The 18,499-nt window shown below is 68.9% G+C and carries 16 protein-coding genes; 5 read left to right on the top strand and 11 right to left on the bottom strand.

The genetic code is table 11. The annotated features are described in order from the left end of the window. Positions 1–8: 8 nt before the first annotated feature. The 11 genes from AB6807_RS03350 to AB6807_RS03300 form a co-directional block, all read right to left on the bottom strand. On the bottom strand, positions 9–515 hold the full coding sequence (locus tag AB6807_RS03350; RefSeq protein WP_116908815.1) for a DUF1993 family protein: 507 nt from the start codon (positions 513–515) through the stop codon (positions 9–11). Positions 516–579: 64 nt separating this feature from the next. Further along, a complete protein-coding gene (locus AB6807_RS03345) occupies positions 580–1,464 on the bottom strand; it encodes an alpha/beta fold hydrolase (RefSeq protein ID WP_116908814.1) in 885 nt (294 codons plus the stop codon). Continuing rightward, on the bottom strand, positions 1,461–2,528 hold the full coding sequence (locus tag AB6807_RS03340; RefSeq protein ID WP_116908813.1) for a branched-chain amino acid ABC transporter permease: 1,068 nt from the start codon (positions 2,526–2,528) through the stop codon (positions 1,461–1,463). The genes AB6807_RS03345 and AB6807_RS03340 overlap by 4 nt, the downstream gene beginning before the upstream one ends. A 13-nt stretch (positions 2,529–2,541) precedes the next feature. Then, entirely contained in the window at positions 2,542–3,525 is a 984-nt protein-coding gene (locus AB6807_RS03335; protein WP_116908812.1) for a branched-chain amino acid ABC transporter permease, read from the bottom strand. Positions 3,526–3,685: 160 nt separating this feature from the next. Further along, entirely contained in the window at positions 3,686–4,414 is a 729-nt protein-coding gene (locus AB6807_RS03330; RefSeq protein WP_116908811.1) for an ABC transporter ATP-binding protein, read from the bottom strand. Further along, positions 4,411–5,175, bottom strand: a complete 765-nt coding sequence (locus AB6807_RS03325; protein WP_116908810.1) for an ABC transporter ATP-binding protein — start codon at positions 5,173–5,175, stop codon at positions 4,411–4,413. The genes AB6807_RS03330 and AB6807_RS03325 overlap by 4 nt, the downstream gene beginning before the upstream one ends. 49 nt (positions 5,176–5,224) lie before the next feature. Further along, on the bottom strand, positions 5,225–6,682 hold the full coding sequence (locus tag AB6807_RS03320; protein ID WP_116908809.1) for a PHB depolymerase family esterase: 1,458 nt from the start codon (positions 6,680–6,682) through the stop codon (positions 5,225–5,227). Positions 6,683–6,903: 221 nt separating this feature from the next. Then, the gene (locus AB6807_RS03315) at positions 6,904–8,091 is read right to left on the bottom strand and encodes a substrate-binding domain-containing protein (protein WP_371083484.1); all 1,188 of its coding nucleotides are present in this window, start codon (positions 8,089–8,091) and stop codon (positions 6,904–6,906) included. A gap of 144 nt (positions 8,092–8,235) precedes the next feature. After that, positions 8,236–8,511, bottom strand: a complete 276-nt coding sequence (locus AB6807_RS03310; protein WP_116908807.1) for a hypothetical protein — start codon at positions 8,509–8,511, stop codon at positions 8,236–8,238. Then, entirely contained in the window at positions 8,508–8,840 is a 333-nt protein-coding gene (locus AB6807_RS03305; protein ID WP_371083483.1) for a hypothetical protein, read from the bottom strand. Before AB6807_RS03305 ends, AB6807_RS03310 begins: the two co-directional genes overlap by 4 nt. An 80-nt stretch (positions 8,841–8,920) precedes the next feature. Continuing rightward, the gene (locus AB6807_RS03300) at positions 8,921–10,453 is read right to left on the bottom strand and encodes a sigma-54-dependent Fis family transcriptional regulator (RefSeq protein ID WP_116908805.1); all 1,533 of its coding nucleotides are present in this window, start codon (positions 10,451–10,453) and stop codon (positions 8,921–8,923) included. A 93-nt stretch (positions 10,454–10,546) separates the two neighbouring features. Between AB6807_RS03300 and AB6807_RS03295 the strand changes: the two genes are divergently transcribed. The 5 genes from AB6807_RS03295 to AB6807_RS03275 all read left to right on the top strand — a co-directional run bounded on the left by AB6807_RS03295 (position 10,547) and on the right by AB6807_RS03275 (position 18,470). Then, positions 10,547–11,746 carry a cation:proton antiporter gene (locus AB6807_RS03295; protein WP_371083482.1) on the top strand — a complete coding sequence of 400 codons (1,200 nt, stop codon included), beginning with the start codon at positions 10,547–10,549 and terminating at the stop codon, positions 11,744–11,746. A gap of 75 nt (positions 11,747–11,821) precedes the next feature. After that, on the top strand, positions 11,822–12,559 hold the full coding sequence (locus tag AB6807_RS03290) for a CerR family C-terminal domain-containing protein (protein ID WP_371083481.1): 738 nt from the start codon (positions 11,822–11,824) through the stop codon (positions 12,557–12,559). Further along, positions 12,556–14,118, top strand: a complete 1,563-nt coding sequence (locus tag AB6807_RS03285) for an efflux transporter outer membrane subunit (RefSeq protein ID WP_371083480.1) — start codon at positions 12,556–12,558, stop codon at positions 14,116–14,118. Before AB6807_RS03290 ends, AB6807_RS03285 begins: the two co-directional genes overlap by 4 nt. Then, on the top strand, positions 14,115–15,335 hold the full coding sequence (locus AB6807_RS03280) for an efflux RND transporter periplasmic adaptor subunit (protein ID WP_371083479.1): 1,221 nt from the start codon (positions 14,115–14,117) through the stop codon (positions 15,333–15,335). Before AB6807_RS03285 ends, AB6807_RS03280 begins: the two co-directional genes overlap by 4 nt. A gap of 18 nt (positions 15,336–15,353) precedes the next feature. Then, positions 15,354–18,470: an efflux RND transporter permease subunit gene (locus tag AB6807_RS03275; RefSeq protein ID WP_116908800.1), complete on the top strand. Its 3,117-nt coding sequence runs from the start codon at positions 15,354–15,356 to the stop codon at positions 18,468–18,470. Positions 18,471–18,499 lie beyond the last annotated feature (29 nt).

Here is an 18,499-nt window from a genome sequence, read left to right as displayed (position 1 = left end):
CCAGCGCCTCAGAACTTGCCCAGGTAATCCAGCTTGCCGATGGGCATGCCCTTGTGGCGCAGCACGTCGTAGGCGGTGGTCACGTGGAAGAAGAAGTTGGGCAGCGCGAACTGCAGCAGGTAGCGCTGCGCGGTGAAGTGCGCCTCGCCGCCGCCGGCCTTGATGACCACGTCGCGTTCCTCCTGGCCGTCGACCTGCGCGCGCTCGACGGTCTTCAGGAAGTCCTGCGTCTTGGCGATGCGCGCCACCAGGTCGTCCCAGGTTTTCTCTTCGTCGGGAAAGCTGGGAGCGGTAAGGCCGGCGATGCGGGCCACGCCCAGCTTCGACGCGTCGCTCGCGCGCTGCACCTGGCCGGCCAGCGTGAGCATGTCGGGCGCCAGCCGTGCATCGACCAGCGTGGCCGTGTCGATGCCGTTGGCCTTGGCGTGCGCCAGGCTCTTGTCGAGCAGGTGGGTCAGTTGGCCGAGTCCGCGGGTGAAGACGGGCACGGACAGGTCGTACAGCGAGATGGACATGGTGTTCGAAGGCCTTGAGGCTCTGGGTGGGTGAGGGTCGGCGCGATTGTCACGCCGCCCTGCCTCAGGCGCCGGCCGCGCGAATAAACCCTTCGATCGGCTGCAGTTGTTCCAGCACGTTCAGCGCCGGCGCGTGTCCGCAGGCAGGCACTTCGATCACCTGCAGCCTGCCGGCGGCACCCGGGCCGCGCCCCTGCATCCGCGCGATCACCTCGGGCAGCACCAGGTCCGACTCGGCGCCGCGCAGGCACAGCACCGGCACCTCGATGGCGTCGTAGTGCGGCCAGATCAGGTAGTCGTTGTCGTGCGCGCTGAACTGCCGAACCATGGCCGGGTCGTAGTGCGGCGTGACGCGGCCGTCGGCCAGGCGGCGCGTGGAGGTCTCGGTCAGCCGGCGCCACTGCGCGTCGCTGAGCCAGCCGTAGGGCTTGTAGACCGTGCGAAAGAAGGCCTCCAGCTCGACCACCGTGTCGAACGCCGGCGGCTGGCCGGCATAGGCGCGGATGCGCTCGATGGCCGGCTGCGCCAGCTCGGGCGCGTTGTCGTTGAGCACCAGGCTCGCGATGCGCGCCTTCATGCGCGGCTCGAACAGGCCCGACGCGCACACCGTGCCGATGGCCCCGCCCATCGACGTGCCGACCCAGTGCACGCGCCCCAGCCGCAGCTCGTCGCACAGCGCATTGGCGATGCGCGCGTAGAACTGCAGCTTGTATTCCTCGTCGGGCAGCGGGCTCCACTGGCTCAGGCCGCGGCCGATGGTGTCGGGGCAAATCACGCGAAAGCCGCGCGCTGCAAAGTGCTGCGCCAGCTCGTCCATGTCGCGCCCGGTGCGCGCCAGGCCATGCCAGGCGATGACCACCGGCGCGTCCTCCGCGCCCCATTCGACCCAGTGGACCTCGCGGCCCGCGAGCTGCGCATAGCGCGACAGTGGCATGTGGTGTTCGCTCATCGCGCGGCCCTTGCTCGCAGTTTGCCGACGATGCCCGTCGGGAAGTAATACACGGACAGCACGAACAGCACGCCCAGCCACAGCAGCCAGCGGTCGGGCGACAGCAGCGCGGCCAGCCATGGCAGGCCGCTGGCGGCCTCGCTGCCCATGCGCAGCAGGTCTTGCAGGTAGCTCTGCGCAATGACGAACAGCACCGCGCCGATGGCCGCGCCGTAGATGGTGCCCATGCCGCCGATCACCACGATCAGCAGCACGTCGATCATGATCTCGAAGCTCAGCGAGGTGTCCGGCCCGTTGTAGCGCAGCCAGATGGCCAGCATGGCGCCGGCCAGCGTGGCGAACAGCGCCGACAGCACGGCCGCCGTGGTGCGGTAGACCACCACGCGGTAGCCGATGGCCTCGGCGCGGAACTCGTTCTCGCGAATGGCCTGCAGCACGCGGCCGAAGGGCGAGTTCACGATGCGCAGCAGCGCCAGCACCAGCACCACGGCCGCCACGAACAGCAGGTAGTAGCACAGCAGCCGGCCGTCGAGCGACACGCCCAGGAACGGCTCTTCGGCGAACTCGAAGCTCGGCGAGATCAGCTCGGGCAGCTTGAAGGTCAGGCCGTCTTCGCCGCCGGTGAAGTCCGACAGCTGCGAGGCCAGCGTCTGGAACGCCGAGGCCACGGCCAGCGTGATCATCGCGAAGAAAATCGCGCGCACCCGCAGCGAGAAGAGGCCAATGGCGAACGAGAGCACCAGCGACACCGCCAGCGACGCACCCAGCCCCACCAGCACAGCGCCCCAGTTCGGGCCCAGCCGCGAGGCCGAGATGGCGATGCCGTAGGCACCGATGCCGAAGAACATCGTGTGCGCGAAGCTCACGATGCCGGTGTAGCCCAGCAGCAGGTCGAAGCTGGCCACCAGCACCACGAACACCAGGATCTTGGCCGCGACGCTGAGCGCCTTCACGCCCGGGAAGATGAACGGCGCGAACGCCAGCGCAATGAACAGCACCACCAGCAGCAGCGCCAGCAGGCGGCTGCGCGGCATGTCGTTGGAGAGAAGTCGTTTCAGGAACATGACGGCTTTCTCCTCAACGGTTCGCCACGGGGTACACGCCCTGCGGGCGCCACAGCAGCACGGCCACCATCAGGAAGATGCTCGCGAACTGCGTGAGCGTGGGCACCAGGAAGCCGATGTAGTTGGTCATCAGCCCCACCAGCAGCGCGCCGATGAGCGCCCCGCCCGTCGAGCCCAGCCCGCCGATGATGATGACGATGAATATCAGCACGTTCACCTGCGCGCCCATCTGCGGCACCAGGTTCTGCTGAAAGAGCCCCCACATCACGCCGCCCAGGCCGGCCAGCGCGCTGCCCACCACGAACACGCCGACAAAGAGCCGGCCGATGCGGTAGCCCAGCGACTCGACCATCTCGCGGTCCTGCACGCCGGCGCGAATGAGCAGGCCGATCTTGGTGCGGCCCAGCGTCCAGGCGAGCACGCCGAACACCACCACGCCGACGGCCACCGCGAGCAGGCGGTACTTGCTGATGGCCGCGTCGCCGATGAGCAGCGAGCCGCGCAGGGCCTCGGGCAGCGGCAGCGGAACCTGCGCCGGCCCCCAGATCACCTTGATGAGTTCCTCGCCGATGATCATGCCGCCCATGGTGATGAGGATCTGCTTCAGGTGCTGGCCGTACACCGGCCGCACGATGAAGCGCTCGAACGCCAGGCCCACGGCGCCGGCCACGAGCATTGCGACCAGCATGGCCGGGAACACCGCCACCAGGTTGCGCCACAGCTCGCCCGAACCGGTCCAGTCGCCCATCAGGCCGAGCACGCTGCTGGCCACGAAGGCGCCCAGCGCGATGAACACGCCATGGCCGAAGTTCAGCACGTCCATCAGCCCGAACACCAGCGTGAGGCCCGAGGCGATGATGAAGATGATCATGCCCATGGCCAGGCCCGCCACCGTGAGCGTGAGCCAGGTCGAGAAGGAACCGGTGAGGGGCAGCGCGACCAGGGCGAGCACGGGGGCGAGCAGGAGGGGTTTCCAGTCGAAGTCGAGCTTGGTCATGCGCGCGCCCCCTGCTGGTTTTGCTCCCTCTCCCCTTGCGGGGAGAGGGTTGGGGTGAGGGCCAGCGGCACCCACGCGAGGGCGCGGCCATTGCACAGGCCGCCTGCCCTCACCCTAGCCCTCGCCCGCAAGCGGGAGAGGGAACAAGTCATCGAATACGTCATAGCGCCAGGCCCAGAAGAGATTGCTGCAACTGCGCGTCCTCGGAGAACGCCGCCATCGACCCCGCATGCACCACGCGGCCGTTGTCCATCACCGCGACGGAGTCGCCCAGGCGCTGGGCGAAGTTGATGTTCTGCTCGACCAGCAGGATGGTCACGCCGCTGCGCTTCAGCTCCGCGAAGGCGTCGATCATGTTGTTGATCATCACGGGCGCCAGGCCCTTGCTGGGCTCGTCGATGATGAGCAGCTCGCGCGGCTCCACGATGGCGCGCGACACGGCCAGCATCTGCTTCTGCCCGCCCGACAGCTTGCCCGCCGGGTGGTTCCAGAACTTCTCCACCGCGGGGAACAGCTTGAAGATCCACTTCAGCCGCGTGTCGTCGATCTGCTGCGCGTTCTTGGCGCCGCGCGCGGCCAGCAGCATGTTCTCCTTCACCGTGAGGTCCGAGAAGATGCCCATGTTCTCGGGCACGTAGGCGATGCCCAGGCCGGCGATCTGCGGCGTGTGCTGCGTCGTGATTTCCTTGTCGCCGAAGCGCACCCTGCCCTGCGACGCATGCCACAGGCCCATGATGGTTCGCAGCGTGGTCGTCTTGCCCGCGCCGTTGCGCCCCAGCAGCATGGTGAGCTGCCCGCGCGGCACCGCGAGGTCGACGCCGTGAAGGATGTGGTACGCCCCGATGTGCGTGTGCACGCCCTCGAGGGTCAAGAGGTTGTCGGTGCTCATGCAGCCTCCTTCGCGATGCCCAGGTAGGCCTCCTGCACCACCGGCGAGGCGATCACCTCCGCCGGTTCGCCGTCGGCCACCAGCGTGCCGTTGTGCAGCACGATGATGCGGTCGGCCAGCTCGCGCACCACGTCCATCTTGTGCTCCACCAGCAAAATGGTCTTGGTCTTGTCCTGCTTGAGCTTGCGGATCAGGTCGAGGATGACCGGCGCCTCGGCCGCGTTCATGCCGGCCGTGGGCTCGTCGAACATGAACACCTTCGGCTCCAGCGCCATCAGCAGCGCCACCTCCAGCTTGCGCTGGTCGCCGTGCGGCAGGCTGGCCACCGTGGCGTGCTCGCGCGACTTCAGCGCCACGTCGGCCAGGATCTGGTCGGCCCGCTCGGTCAGCGCCTTGTGGTCGCTCCAGATGCTCCACAGGTTCAGCCCGCGCCGGTGCGCTCCCTCGCGCGTGGCCTGCACGGCCAGGCGCACGTTCTCCAGCACCGTGAGGTTGGGGAACAGGTTGGTCAGCTGAAACGCACGCCCCAGCCCCGCATGCGTGCGCGCGGACGGCGACAGGCCCGACAGCAGCTGCCCGTCGAGCGTGACCGTGCCGGCGCTCGCCTTGAGCTGGCCCGAGATCAGGTTGAAGTAGGTGGTCTTGCCCGCCCCGTTGGGGCCGACGATGGCCGTCAGCGTGCCCGGCGCGAAGGCGCAGCTCACGTTGTTGACGGCCACGTGCCCGCCGAAGCGGATGGTCAGTTCTCGGGTCTCAAGCATCGTTGGTCATGCGAATCAGCAAGTCGATAAAAACAAAAGGTGCGCGGCCTCAGCAGCTGCCGATCACGTAGTAGTTGGGGCCGGTCTGCTTCAGCGTGGTGGTCGCGTAGATGTTCCACAGGCCCATCGACTGGTTCGAGCCGTAGGCGTACGTGAGCCCGTACAGCGCGTAGGCCCGCCCGGCGATGGTGTGCGTGTAGTTGCTCGCGGTGAAGCAGGTGCCTCCACCCCCGCCACCGCTGCCGGCCAGCGTGCTGCCGGTGGCCGCGGCGGACATGGCGCCCTCGGCGTTGCTGGCGTTCAGCGCGGCCACGGTCCAGCTGTAGGTGGTCGACGCGGCCAGGCCGGTGTCGGTGTAGCTGGTGGCGGTGACCGGCGACGCGTTCACCTTGCTGCCGCCGCGGTACACGTTGTAGCCGGTGGCGCCGCTCACGCCGGCCCAGCCGATCACCATGCTGCTGGCGGTCGCGCCCGAGGTGCCCACGCCCACGGGCGCCGGCAGGCCGCTGCCGCCCGATGTGCCGGTGACGCGGTCGATCATGGCCTTCATGGCCGCCATCTGCGGGCCCGACTTCTTCGAGTAGTTGGCGTTGTCGTAGCCCCACCAGTCCCAGCAGCTGTTGGTGGCCGCGGTGCTGGTCTGCGGGTAGACCAGCACGATGTTGTTGGTGTCGGCCCAGCGGTTGTAGCCGGTCTTCTTCACGTACTGGTCGCCCACGTCGGTGTAGTTCTGCTTGCAGCCGTGCAGCACCAGGTGCACGCGGCACGAGGTGGTGGTGCAGGCCTGCGGCACGTAGAGCCAGCCCGTGGCGGCCATGCCGTGGCCGGTGATGAACTCCGACTGGTTGAACTCGGTGAAGGTGCCGCCCAGCGCGCCGTTGTTGCGCGGGTTCAGCGGCCCGTAGAGCTGCGTGAGGATCTCGCCCGCCAGGTCGAGCCCGCAGTTGTTGATGTACGGCGAGGCCGTGGTGCTGCAGGCGCCGCCGTAGTCGTCGGTCACCATGGCGTGGCCCGCGCCCACGTTGTTGCGGTAGACCGTGTTGGCCGCGGGCACGAAGCTCTGGTAGTAGGTCTTCAGGTCGTCCATGACGGCCTGCTTCACCGTGTTGTCGGAGGTGCCCGAGAACAGGTACACCTTGGAGCCGCTCAGGTTCGACACCGGGTCGATCGCGCCGCTGGCGGCCCAGCTGTTAGTGGTGCTCACCAGCGAGGCCACCGGAATGCTCGTGCTGTGCGTCATGCAGCGCCCCGTGGCGTTGAGCACCGAGCCTTCGGCGCAATAGAACGGGCCGCCCGCCACCACGCCGGCACCGCGCTTGAAGGTGGCCGAGTAGGCCACGTGCAGCTGCACCGACATGAAGCCGCCGGCCGACAGGCCCGACACGCTCACCTCCGCCGGGTTGGCGCCCAGCGCCGGCAGCGGCACCGCCGCCGTCGCGGCATGCGCGGCCACCGCCATGGCCGCGGCTGCGGCAAGTCCCTTCCAGTTGAATCTCATCGCTGGCATCGCTGTCTCCTTCTGTTGTGGGTATAGAACGCTTGCTCTGCAGACTGACGAATCGACCGTGGAAACACGCCGCGCACGCGAACGCACATGGGGATGCGAACGCACATGCGGATGCGAACGCTGGCGCTTCGCCCGGCGGCCATCCGGGGCGAAAGGAAAGCGGTGAAAAGAGGCGGCGCCTTCCGTGCGCCGCGGGGTTCAGGTGGCTTGAAGCGCCGTGGTCAGCGCTTGTTCTTGATGGGAATGTCCATCTCTTCGGGCTTGATCTCATGCACCAGTTCAGGCACGCCCCAGGCGAACGCCGGGTCCACCTTGATCTTGAAGTGGTACATCGACTGCATGGCCTGGTGGTCTTCCTTGCGGAAGGTCATCTTGCCCTTGGGCGTGTCGAAGCTCATGCCTTCCATGGTGCTGATGAGCTTGTTGGTGCTGGTGTCGCCGTTGGTCTTCTTCAGCGCCGTCACCACCGCCATCGCGGCCGAGAAACCGCCGGCCGTGAAGAAGTCCGGCGGCGTCTTGAATTCCTTGTAGTGCGCCGACACCATCGCGTCGTTCACCGGGTTCTTCGGAATGCCGAAGTAGTAGTACGCCGCGCCTTCCATGCCCGGCAGGCTCTTGTAGGCGGCCATGGCCGGCAGGATGTTGCCGCCCGTGGCGATCTCGATGTTGTAGCGCTTCAGGTCGAGGTCGACGATCTTGAACGGGTTGCCAGCGCCGGCCCACACGATCCAGAGGATCTTGCGGCCCGGCTGGTCCTTCAGCTTGTCGATCAGGCGCTGCGCGCCGGCGGTGAAGTCGGTGGTGGCGGGCGGCAGGTATTCCTCGTGCACCAGCTTCGCCTTCTTCAGCGCGGCACCGAAGGCCTTCACGCCGTCGCGGCCGAAGGCGTTGTCCTGGGCCAGCGTGGCCACGGTAACGCCGGCCTTGTCGACCGCCACCGCGTTGGAGATCGCGTCCTGGCTCGAATTGCGGCCGGTGCGGAAGATGTACTTGTTCCACTTGTCGCCGGTGATCGAGTCGGCCACGGCGGGCTCGACCAGCAGGATCTTCTTGTACTCCTCGGCCACCGGCAGCATGGCCAGCGCCACGCCCGAGGCGGTCGGGCCGACGGCCAGCGCGGCCTTGTCGTCGGAGTAGGCGGCGGCCAGCAGCGACTTGCCCAGGTCGGGCTTGCCCTGGTCGTCCTTCTCGATGACCACCAGCTTCTTGCCGGCCACGGTCATGGTGCCTTCGGTGGCGTAGTTCAGGCCCATCATGAAACCGGTCTGGGTCTGCTTGCCGTAGGCCTCCAGCGCGCCAGTCTTGCTGTAGATGTGCGCGATGCGAATTTCGTTGGACTGGGCCCAGGCGGGTGCGGCAGCGGCACAGGCGGCGAGTGCGGCCAGGGCGACGAGGTGGCGACGGTTCATTCTTTGTCTCCTGATAAAGGTGACTGAATATTGCACACTTCGTGCCACCCGGTAACCTATTGATAACAAACGCTTCTTCGCTGGAGAGAAGCGCCTTTCGCCTGAATCCAGAACACTTGCCGTGTCTGAATTTCAGTCGACTGTCTATTTATCAGTCAGGGTTTTCGCGGAGGCTTGGCGTTCGGCGATCCACTGCCTGAACTGCCGCTCGGCCTGCAGCCTGAATTCGTTGCGCGCGTGGTTGCAGGCGGCGTGCGCGAGGCGGCGGTGCTTCTGCGAGCGCAGGCCGCCCAGCGTGGCGTCCAGCAGGTGCTCGATGGTCGCGGACTCGGGCCGGCCGTGCGGCTCGTCGAAGTCCATGGGCAGGCCGCACCAGTGGCAGTTGGGCCCGAAGGTGGAGCGCAGGGCCTTCACGCTCACAGGCTTGCGTACTCCAGGATTTCCTGGCCCATCAACGTGCAGTCGTTGCCCGACACGTAGTAGATGAGCCGCATGCGGTAGTCGCCCTTGTAGATGCTGCCCCACACCTCGAGCACCTTGAACTGCTGCTTCTTGTTGGCGGGGTTGCGAATGGGCGCCATCTCCTTCACGTCGGGGCTGATGCGGATGCGGTCGTCCTCGCCGAAGTGGAAGGTCAGCAGCTTCCTGGCGCGGGCGACGGCCTCGCTGGCGCATTGGGGGGCGGCGTTGGCGAAATTGGCGGTGACGCAGAGAACGAGGCAAGCAGCGATGCGGGCAAGGGCCTTCATGGGTCGTCGGGTCTGGGTTGATGTTCAGGGGCGGGAGTATCGCCCGCTGGATGCGGCCGGGCCGATGGGTGTGCAGGCCCTCAGGCGTCCTGGCTCGTCATGCGCTCATACAGCGTCGCGCGCGAAATGCCCAGCAGCCGCGCCGTCGCCAGCTTGTTCCCGCCGTTCGACGCCAGCGCCGCCGCGATCGCCTTGCGCTCCAGCTCGGCCACCTGCTGCGCGAGCGGGCGCAGCAGCGCGGCCTGCTCGTCGGCGTCGTGCGCGCTTTGCAGCGTGGCGGGCAGCTCGATCTGCTCCAGCCCGGCCTCGCGCAGGATGCGCTCGAGTTGCGCGGCGTCGATGCGTTGCGAGTCGCTGCGCATGGTCACCTGCTCCAGCACGTTGCGCAGCTCGCGGATGTTGCCGCGCCAGTGCTGGCCAGCCAGCAGGGCGAGCGCGTCGGGCGTGAGCTCGGGCGGGGCCTCGCCGCTGCGCAGGGCCATGTCCTCGCCCAGCGCCTCGACCAGCGCGGGAATGTCGGCGCGCCGGTCGCGCAGCGGCGGCACGCGCAGCGGCAACACGTTGAGGCGGTAGTACAGGTCTTCGCGAAACTGGCCGCGGCGCACCAGCTCCGGCAGGTCGCGCGAGGTGGCGGCGATCACGCGGGCGTCGAAGGGCACGAGCTTGTTGGAGCCCAGCGGCTCGATCTCGCCCTCCTGCAGCGCGCGCAGCAGCTTGGCCTGCAGGCCCAGCGGCATGTCGCCGATCTCGTCGAGAAACAGGCTGCCGCCGTCGGCCAGCTTGAACTTGCCCTCGCGCCCTCGCCTGTCGGCGCCCGTGAAGGCGCCGGGTGCGAAGCCGAAGAACTCGGCCTCCAGCAGGGTGTCGGGCACGGCCGCGATGTTCACGCTGACGAACTGCCCCTTGGCGCGCGCCGACGACGCATGGATGGCATGCGCCAGCAGCTCCTTGCCCGTGCCGGTCTCGCCCAGCAGCAGCACCGGGCTGGCCGACTGCGCGGCGCGGCGCGCATGGCGCTTCACCTCGACCGCCGCGGGGCTGCTGCCGATGAAGCTCGCAAAGGTGTACTTGGAGCGGCGCTGCCCGTCGGCCGCGTGCTGGTACAGCGGATTGGCCCGCTGGCTCGCGAGCTCGCGGCGCGCGTCGTCGAGGTCGCGCTGCAGCAGCGCGAACTTGCTGATGAGCGGCTGCAGCGTGGTCTCGGGCTGGTCGAACAGCACGATGCCGATGGCGCCGATGACATCGCCCATTCCCCTTTCGGCGCCTTCGCGCTCCTCGCGCAGCGGAATGCGGCTGACCACGAAGGTGCCGGCCTTGTTGGTCAGCAGGTCGATCAATATCGGCTCGCCGGTCTCGAGCACGCGGCGCATCTGGGTGTTGGGGATCACGTCTTCCACCATGTGCCCCATGAACTGGTCGATGGACGAGAAGCCCAGCGCCGGAAGAAAGCGCCGATAGCCCTCGTTCACCCACACGATGCGCCCGCCCCGGTCGACCAGGAACATGCCCTGGCTGATGCTGGAGAACAGGTGGAACATCGAGCGCGCGGCGAGCGCGAGGATGCCCTCTGCATCGAGGGGCAAGGCGGGCGGTGCGGTGGAGGCGGCGGGCATGGCGGGATCGTAGCGCCCTCGCCCGCCGCCAGCGCCCATGACAAACTGCGGCGCTTCCCCTTCTTTTCTTTCAGGCCGCACAGCCCCGCCCTCATGAGCACATCCGAGATCTTCCTGGTCGCCATGCTGATCATCTTCACCGCGCCCTACCTCGTGTGGCGGCTTGGGCGCACCGAGTATTTCGCGCCGCTGGTGGTGGTGCAGATCGTCACGGGCATCGTGCTCGGGCCGGGCGTGCTGGGCGCGGTGTTTCCGGAGTACTACAAGTTCGTCTTCAACGCGCCGGTGATCCAGTCGCTCAACGCCATCGCGCAATGGGCGGTGATGCTGTTCGTGTGGATCGCCGGCATCGAGCTCGACCTGCGCAAGGCCTGGGAGCACCGGCGCGAAAGCGGCGTGACCGCGGGGCTGGCGCTGGGCGTGCCGCTGGTGTTCGGCAGCGTGGCGGCGCTGGGGATGCTGGCTTTTCCGGGCTGGATGGGGGCGAAGGCGCAGACCTGGCAGTTCGTGCTGGGCATCGGCATGTCGTGCGCGGTGACGGCGCTGCCGATCTTGATCCTGTTCATGGAGAAGCTGCAGATCCTGCGCCAGCCCATCGGCCAGCGCATCCTGCGCTACGCGAGCCTGGACGACATCGCGATCTGGGGCGTGCTGGCGCTCATCCTCATGGACTGGGAGCGCGTGGGCAGGCAGCTCGCGTTCCTTGCGCTGTTCGCCGTGGCGAGCGCGGCCTTTCGCTGGGCGATGGTGCGCATTCCCGAAAAAGACCGCTGGTTCCTGGGACTTGTGTGGCTCGCCGCGTGCGGACTGGGGGCGGACTGGTCGGGCCTGCACTACATGGTGGGCGCCTTCATCGCCGGCGCGGTGATGGACGCCGACTGGTTCGACCAGAAGCAGCTCGACGGCCTGCGCCACAACGTGCTGCTGGTGGCGATGCCGGTGTTCTTCCTGAGCACGGGCCTGCGCACCAACTGGGAGGTGGGCGGCGCCGCGGTGTTCGTGGCGGCGGCGGTGCTGCTGGTGGCGTCGGTGGGCGGCAAGCTCATCGGCACGCTGCTGGCCGGGCGCATCCTGCGCTGGCAGCCGGGCGAAGGCGCGCTCATCGGCTGGCTGCTGCAGACCAAGGCGCTGATCATGATCATCTTCGCCAACGTGCTGCTCGACAAGGCGCTCATCACCAACGAGGCCTTCACCGCCTTGCTGCTGATGGCGGTGGCGAGCACCATGCTCACGGTGCCGGTTGTTGCGCCGCGGCTGCAGCGGATGAAAGAGATTGTTTTCCGCGCCAGATAGCGTCGGTGAAGCGTTTGCAGAAAGCGCTTCAGCAAGCCTTAAGTAAATCAATCGTTTGATTTTGTGCGTGGTTTAATGCCACGCATGAAAGCGAGCGATTCCCCCACCCCGGGAACCCCGGCCAGTCCGGCCCCGGGCCTCCAGCCCCCCCGCCGCGCACCGCGCAGCGACGGCGCCGAGGCACGCCACCGGCTGCTGCACACCGCCCTGCGGCTGTTCGCGCGGAAGGGCTTCGCCAAGACCTCCACGCGCGAGATCGCCCGCGAGGCCGAGGTCAACATCTCGGCCATCAGCTACTACTTCGGCGACAAGGAGGGGCTGTACGCCGCCACCTTCTGCGAGCCGATGGGCGGCGACGCCAACGACCTGATGGCCGCCTGCAGCACGCCCGGCCGGTCGCTGGAAGACACGCTGCGCGTGTGCATGGTCACGATGATCGACCCGCTCAAGCAGGGCGAGATCGTGCGGCAATGCATCCAGCTGCACATGCGCGAAATGCTGGAGCCCACCAGCCGCTGGGCCGAGGAGCTCGACCGAGAAATCAAGGGCCCGCACCGCGCCATCGCCGAGCTGCTGTGCCGCCACCTCGGGGTGGAGCGCGCCGACGACGACATCCACCGCCTGACCTTCGCCATCACCGGGCTGTCGATGCAGCTCTACGTGAGCCAGGACTTCATCGAGGCGATTCGCCCGTCGCTGCTGCGCACGCCGCGCGCCATCGACACCTGGGCCGACCGCCTCACGGGCTATGCACTGGCGCTGGTGGAGGCCGAAGCGGCCCGCCGCCGCGCCGAGAGAAAGCTGAAGAAATGAAAAGAAGCCGACTGAAACTGATCGCCACCTTGTTACTGCCCCTGAGCCTGGGCCTGGCGGGCTGCTCGCTGACGCGACCGCCCGCGCAGGTGGCCGCGCCCTTCCCCGCGCAATGGAACGCGCCGCTGCCGCACGGCGGCTCGCTGGCCGTGCTGGCCGACTGGTGGCGCCAGCTGGACGACCCCTTGCTGGTCGAGCTCATCGGCGCCGCCGAAGCCGCGAGCCCCAACGTCGCCAGCGCCGCGGCGCGCGTGGCCGAGGCCCGCTCCACGCGCGTGCAGGCCGGCGCGGCCCTGCTGCCCAGCCTGGACGGCACGGCGTCGGCCAGCCGCGGCACCTCGGGCTTTTCTTCGGGCGCGCCGAGCACGGGGGGCAGCGCAAGCAGTGCCGGGAGCGCCAGCAGCAGCGAGCTGTCGGCCAGCACGCCCGTCACCACGCTGCAGGCCGGCCTGCAATCGAAATGGGAGGTCGACCTGTTCGGCCGCCTGCGCGCCGACCGCGACGCCGCGCAGGCCAAGCAGAACAGCGCCAACGCCAAGTGGCACGACGCCCGCGTGGCGGTGGCCGCCGAAACGGCCAACGCCTACTTCGCCGAGCGCGCCTGCCAGGAGCAGCTGCGCGTGTCGGAGTCCGATGCGCGCTCGCGCTCGGAAACCTCGCGCCTCACCGAGCTGTCGGCCAAGGCCGGCTTCACCGCGCCGGCCGACGCCGCGCTGGCCCGCGCCAGCGCCTCCGACGCCTCGGGCCGCCTGACGCAGCAGCGCGCCACCTGCGCCGTGCAGCGCAAGGCGCTGGTGGCGCTCAGCGGCATCGACGAGCCCACGCTCGCGCAGAAGCTCGCCGCCGCGCCCACGCAGCGCGTGCTGCCGGCCGTGGGCAGCATCGCCAGCGTGCCGGCCGAGGCGATCTCGCAGCGGCCCGACGTGTACGCGGCCGAACTCGGCGTGGCCTCGGCCAGCGCCGACGTGGGCTCCGCCGAGGCCGAGCGCTACCCCAAGCTCACGGTGTCGGGCAACATCGGCCGCTCGCAGATTCGCGTGAGCGGCTTTCGCCAGTCGCTGGAAACCTGGACCGTGGGCCCCGTGTCGCTCACCGTGCCGCTGCTCGACGGCGGCGCGCGCCAGGCCAACACCGACGCGGCCAAGGCGCGCTACACCGAGGCCGTGTCGCTGTACCGCGCCAACGTGCGCCAGGCGGTGCGCGAGGTGGAAGAAGCGCTGGTCAACCTCGACGCCACCGACGCCCGCACCACCGACGCCGACAACGCGGTGAAGAACTACCAGGCCTCCTTCGACGCCACGCAGGCCCGCTACAGCAGCGGCCTTGCCAGCCTGTTCGAGCTGGAGGATTCGCGGCGCACGCTGTTCACCGCGCAGACCGCGCGCGTCTCGCTGCAGCGCGAGCGCACCGAGGCGTGGGTGGCGCTGTACCGCTCGATGGGCGGCGGCTGGAACCGGGCTGTCGATGCGACCGCCGAACTTCCCTCCGCGTCTTCCTCCTCTTCCGAATCGTCCTCAATGACCACCACCCCGGCCGCCAAGGTCGCGACGTCGCCATGAAATCAATGAAGCGTTCCACCCTTGTCATCGCGCTGATCGCGCTCGTCGCCGTGCTTGCGGCGGTCTTCTTCATGACGCGCAAGCCGGCCGACAAGGCGGGCGAAGCCGCGACCGCCGCCAGGACGAAGGACGGCGCCAACGCCCCCAAGCCCGCGCTGACCGTCACCGTCGCCAAGCCCGAAGCCACCGAGCTCATGCTCACGCTCGCGGCCAACGGCAACGTGGCCGCCTGGCAGGAGGCGGTGGTCGGCTCCGAGTCGAACGGGCTGAAGCTGGCCGAAGTGCGCGTGAACGTGGGCGACGTGGTGAAGAAGGGCCAGGTGCTGGCCGTGTTCTCGCCCGAGACGGTGCGCGCCGACATCGCGCAGAGCCGCGCCTCGCTGGCCGAAGCCCGCGCCACCGCGGCCGACGCCGCCGGCAACGCCGCGCGCGCCCGCACGCTGCAGGCCACCGGCGCGCTGAGCCAGCAGCAGATCAACCAGTACCAGACCACCGAGCAGACCGCCAAGGCGCGCGTCGAGGCGGCCGAGGCCGTGCTGGCGGCGCAGGAAGTGCGCGGGCGCAACACGCAGGTGCTGGCGCCCGACGACGGCGTGATCTCCGCGCGCACTGCCACGGTGGGCAGCGTGGTGTCGGCCGGCACCGAGCTGTTCCGGCTGATCCGCCAGGGCCGCCTCGAATGGCGTGCCGAGGTCACCTCGGCCGAGCTGGGCCGCGTCGCGGTCGGCACCACCGCCTTCGTGGTGAGCGCCAGCGGCGCGCAGGTGCGCGGCAAGGTGCGCAGCATCGCGCCCACGGTCGACCCGCAAACGCGCGCGGCGCTGGTGTATGTCGACCTGCCCGCGGTGCAGCAGAACACCGGCATCAAGGCCGGCATGTTCGCGCGCGGCGACTTCGAGCTGGGCCGCAGCACGGCGCCCACCGTGCCGCAGAGCGCCATCGTGCCGCGCGACGGCTTCAACAACGTCTTCGTGCTCAAGCCCGACAACAAGGTGATGCAGCTGAAGGTGCAGGTCGGCCGTCGGCTGAACGACCGCATCGAGATCACCAGCGCGCTGCCCGACGGCGCGCGCGTGGTGGTGCAAGGCGCGGGCTTCCTGAACGACGGCGACTTCGTGCGCGTGGTGGATGCGCCGGCGCCCGCCGCCGCGGCGCAACCCGCAACCTCCACTGCCCCCGCGGCCCAGCCGGCGGCCTCCGCCGCCGCGGCCAAGTAACCCCTTCAAGGACACGCCATGAACGTTTCCGCCTGGTCCATACGCAACCCGATTCCGGCGGTGATGCTGTTCGTGCTGCTCACCTTCGGTGGGTTGCTGTCGTTCAACGCGATGAAGGTGCAGAACTTTCCGGACATCGACCTGCCGACCGTCACGGTCTCGGCGTCGCTGCCCGGCGCCGCACCCTCGCAGCTGGAGACCGACGTCGCGCGCAAGCTCGAGAACTCCATCGCCACCGTGCAGGGCCTGAAGCACATCACCACCAAGGTGCAGGACGGCGCCGCCACCCTCATCGTCGAGTTCCGCCTCGAAAAGCCCGTGCAGGAGGCCGTGGACGACGTGCGCTCCGCGGTGCAGCGCGTGCGCGCCGACCTGCCGGCCGACGTGCGCGACCCGGTGGTCACCAAGCTCGACCTGGCGGGCCAGCCGGTGCTGGCCTTCACCATCGCCTCCTCGCAGATGGACGACGAGGCGCTCAGCTGGTACGTGGACAACGACATCACCAAGAAGCTGCTCGCGCTGCCCGGCGTGGGCGCGGTCAACCGCGTGGGCGGTGCCACGCGCCAGGTGCACGTGGACCTCGACCCGGTCAAGCTGCAGGCGCTGGGCGCCTCGGCCGGCGACATCTCGCGCCAGCTGCGCCAGGTGCAGACCGAGAGCGCGGGCGGCCGCTTCGACCTGGGTGGCAGCGAGCAGCCGGTGCGCACGCTGGCCACGGTGCAATCGGCCGACCAGCTGCGGGACATGCAGATCGCGCTGAGCGACGGCCGGCGTATCCGGCTCGACCAGGTGGCGCGCATCAGCGACACCATCGCCGAGCCGCGCGCGGGCGCGCTGCTCAACGGCAAGCCGGTGGTGGGCTTCGAGGTGGCGCGCAGCCGCGGCGCCAGCGAGGTCGAGGTGGGCCACGCGGTGCAGAAGGCGCTGGCCGACATGCGCGTGCAGCGCCCCGACATCGAACTGACCGAGGCCTTCAACTTCGTCGACCCGGTGGAAGAGGAATACAACGGCTCGCTGCACCTGCTGTACGAAGGCGCCATCCTGGCGGTGATCGTGGTGTGGCTGTTCCTGCGCGACTGGCGCGCCACCTTCGTGTCGGCCGTGGCGCTGCCCATGTCGGTCATTCCGGCCTTCATCGGCATGCACCTGCTGGGCTTCTCGGTGAACGTGATCTCGCTGCTGGCGCTGTCGCTGGTGGTCGGCATATTGGTGGACGACGCCATCGTGGAGGTCGAGAACATCGTGCGCCACCTGCGCATGGGCAAGACGCCGTACCAGGCGGCCATGGAGGCGGCCGACGAGATCGGGCTGGCGGTGATCGCCACCACCTTCACGCTCATCGCGGTGTTCCTGCCCACGGCCTTCATGAGCGGCGTGGCCGGCAAGTTCTTCAAGCAGTTCGGCTGGACGGCGTCGCTCGCCGTGTTCGCCTCGCTGGTGGTGGCGCGGGTGCTCACGCCGATGATGGCGGCCTACATCCTGAAGCCCATCGTCACCAAGGAGGTCGAGCCCGGCTGGCTGCGCTGGTACATGCGCGCGGTGGGCTGGACCACGCACAACCGCTTCAAGACCATGGTGCTGGCCACCCTGTTCTTCTTCGGCTCGCTGGCCATGATTCCGCTGCTGAAGACCGGCTTCATTCCGCCGGACGACAACTCGCAGACGCAGATCTACCTGTCGCTGGCGCCCGGCTCCACGCTGGCGCAGACCACGGCCGCGGCCGAGGAAACGCGCCGCCGCGTGATGCAGATCGCGCACGTGAAGAGCGTGTACACCACGGTGGCCGGCGGCAGCGCGGGCGGCGACCCGTTCGCGAGCTTCGGCACGCCCGAGACGCGCAAGGCCACGCTCACCATCAAGCTCGACCCGCGCGGCGACCGGCCACGCAAGCAGGTGATCGAGAACCAGATCCGCACCGCGCTCGAGACGCTGCCCGGCGTGCGCAGCACGGTGGGCCTGGGCGGCTCGGGCGAGAAGTACATCCTGGCGCTCACCGGCGAAGACCCGGTGGCGCTGGCCACGGCCGCCAGCGCGGTCGAGAAGGACCTGCGCACCGTTCCCGGCCTGGGCAACATCACCTCGACCGCGAGCCTGATCCGCCCCGAGATCGCGGTGCGCCCCGACTTCGCGCGCGCCGCCGACCTGGGCGTGACCAGCTCGGCCATCGCGGAAACGCTGCGCGTGGCCACGCTGGGCGACTACGACCAGTCGCTGGCCAAGCTCAACCTCGCGCAGCGGCAGGTGCCCATCGTGGTGAAGCTGGAAGACTCGGCGCGCCAGGACATCGACCTGCTCGGGCGCCTGTCGGTGCCCAGCGCGCGCGGGCCGGTCATGCTGAACCAGGTGGCCTCGCTCACCATGGAAGGCGGGCCGGCCGTGATCGACCGCTACGACCGTTCGCGCAACGTGAACTTCGAGATCGAGCTGTCGGGCGTGGGCCTGGGCGACGCCAAGGCCGCGGTGACCAAGCTGCCGTCCATCGTCAAGCTGCCGCCGGGCGTGCGCATCGCCGAGGTGGGTGACGCCGAGGTCATGACCGAGCTGTTCGCCAGCTTCGGCCTGGCGATGCTCACGGGCGTGCTGTGCATCTACATCGTGCTGGTGCTGCTGTTCAAGGACTTCCTGCACCCGGTGACCATCCTGTGCGCGTTGCCGCTGGCGCTCGGCGGTGCGTTCGTGGGGCTGCTGATCGGGCAGAAGGCGCTGTCGATGCCTTCGCTCATCGGGCTGATCATGCTCATGGGCATCGCGACCAAGAACTCCATCCTGCTGGTGGAATACGCCATCGTGGCGCGCCGCGACCACGGCATGAGCCGCTGGGACGCGCTGCGCGACGCCTGCCACAAGCGGGCGCGGCCCATCATCATGACCACGCTGGCCATGGGCGCGGGCATGCTGCCCATCGCGGTCGGCTTCGGCGCGGCCGACTCCAGCTTCCGCTCGCCGATGGCGATGGCGGTGATCGGCGGGCTCATCACCTCGACCGTGCTGAGCCTGCTGGTGGTGCCGGCGGTGTTCACGTACATCGACGACATCGAGCACTGGATCAAGCGCACGGTGCGCAAGCTGCGCGGGCAGCCGGCGGACCCGCACCTGGACGACGACCTGGTCGAGGAGCCGCGGCCGGCGGCCTGACCGTCGGTTTGTTCGCTCGCCGCCGCGAG

The organism is Variovorax sp. RCC_210 (assembly GCF_041355175.1).
Lineage (GTDB): Bacteria > Pseudomonadota > Gammaproteobacteria > Burkholderiales > Burkholderiaceae_C > Variovorax.
The sequence above is the reverse complement of the archived record's forward strand: the minus strand, read 5'-3'. Positions and strand labels throughout refer to the sequence as shown.

What these genes read in the sequence shown, in the direction of transcription:
- AB6807_RS03285 (WP_371083480.1), top strand. Translation starts at nt 12,556, where the DNA reads ATGAAAAGAAGCCGACTGAAACTGATCGCCACCTTGTTACTGCCCCTG.
- AB6807_RS03300 (WP_116908805.1), bottom strand. Translation starts at nt 10,453, where the DNA reads ATGCCCGCCGCCTCCACCGCACCGCCCGCCTTGCCCCTCGATGCAGAG.
- AB6807_RS03350 (WP_116908815.1), bottom strand. Translation starts at nt 515, where the DNA reads ATGTCCATCTCGCTGTACGACCTGTCCGTGCCCGTCTTCACCCGCGGA.
- AB6807_RS03295 (WP_371083482.1), top strand. Translation starts at nt 10,547, where the DNA reads ATGAGCACATCCGAGATCTTCCTGGTCGCCATGCTGATCATCTTCACC.
- AB6807_RS03335 (WP_116908812.1), bottom strand. Translation starts at nt 3,525, where the DNA reads ATGACCAAGCTCGACTTCGACTGGAAACCCCTCCTGCTCGCCCCCGTG.
- AB6807_RS03325 (WP_116908810.1), bottom strand. Translation starts at nt 5,175, where the DNA reads ATGCTTGAGACCCGAGAACTGACCATCCGCTTCGGCGGGCACGTGGCC.
- AB6807_RS03280 (WP_371083479.1), top strand. Translation starts at nt 14,115, where the DNA reads ATGAAATCAATGAAGCGTTCCACCCTTGTCATCGCGCTGATCGCGCTC.
- AB6807_RS03305 (WP_371083483.1), bottom strand. Translation starts at nt 8,840, where the DNA reads ATGAAGGCCCTTGCCCGCATCGCTGCTTGCCTCGTTCTCTGCGTCACC.
- AB6807_RS03315 (WP_371083484.1), bottom strand. Translation starts at nt 8,091, where the DNA reads ATGAACCGTCGCCACCTCGTCGCCCTGGCCGCACTCGCCGCCTGTGCC.
- AB6807_RS03320 (WP_116908809.1), bottom strand. Translation starts at nt 6,682, where the DNA reads ATGCCAGCGATGAGATTCAACTGGAAGGGACTTGCCGCAGCCGCGGCC.
- AB6807_RS03275 (WP_116908800.1), top strand. Translation starts at nt 15,354, where the DNA reads ATGAACGTTTCCGCCTGGTCCATACGCAACCCGATTCCGGCGGTGATG.
- AB6807_RS03330 (WP_116908811.1), bottom strand. Translation starts at nt 4,414, where the DNA reads ATGAGCACCGACAACCTCTTGACCCTCGAGGGCGTGCACACGCACATC.
- AB6807_RS03345 (WP_116908814.1), bottom strand. Translation starts at nt 1,464, where the DNA reads ATGAGCGAACACCACATGCCACTGTCGCGCTATGCGCAGCTCGCGGGC.
- AB6807_RS03290 (WP_371083481.1), top strand. Translation starts at nt 11,822, where the DNA reads ATGCCACGCATGAAAGCGAGCGATTCCCCCACCCCGGGAACCCCGGCC.
- AB6807_RS03340 (WP_116908813.1), bottom strand. Translation starts at nt 2,528, where the DNA reads ATGTTCCTGAAACGACTTCTCTCCAACGACATGCCGCGCAGCCGCCTG.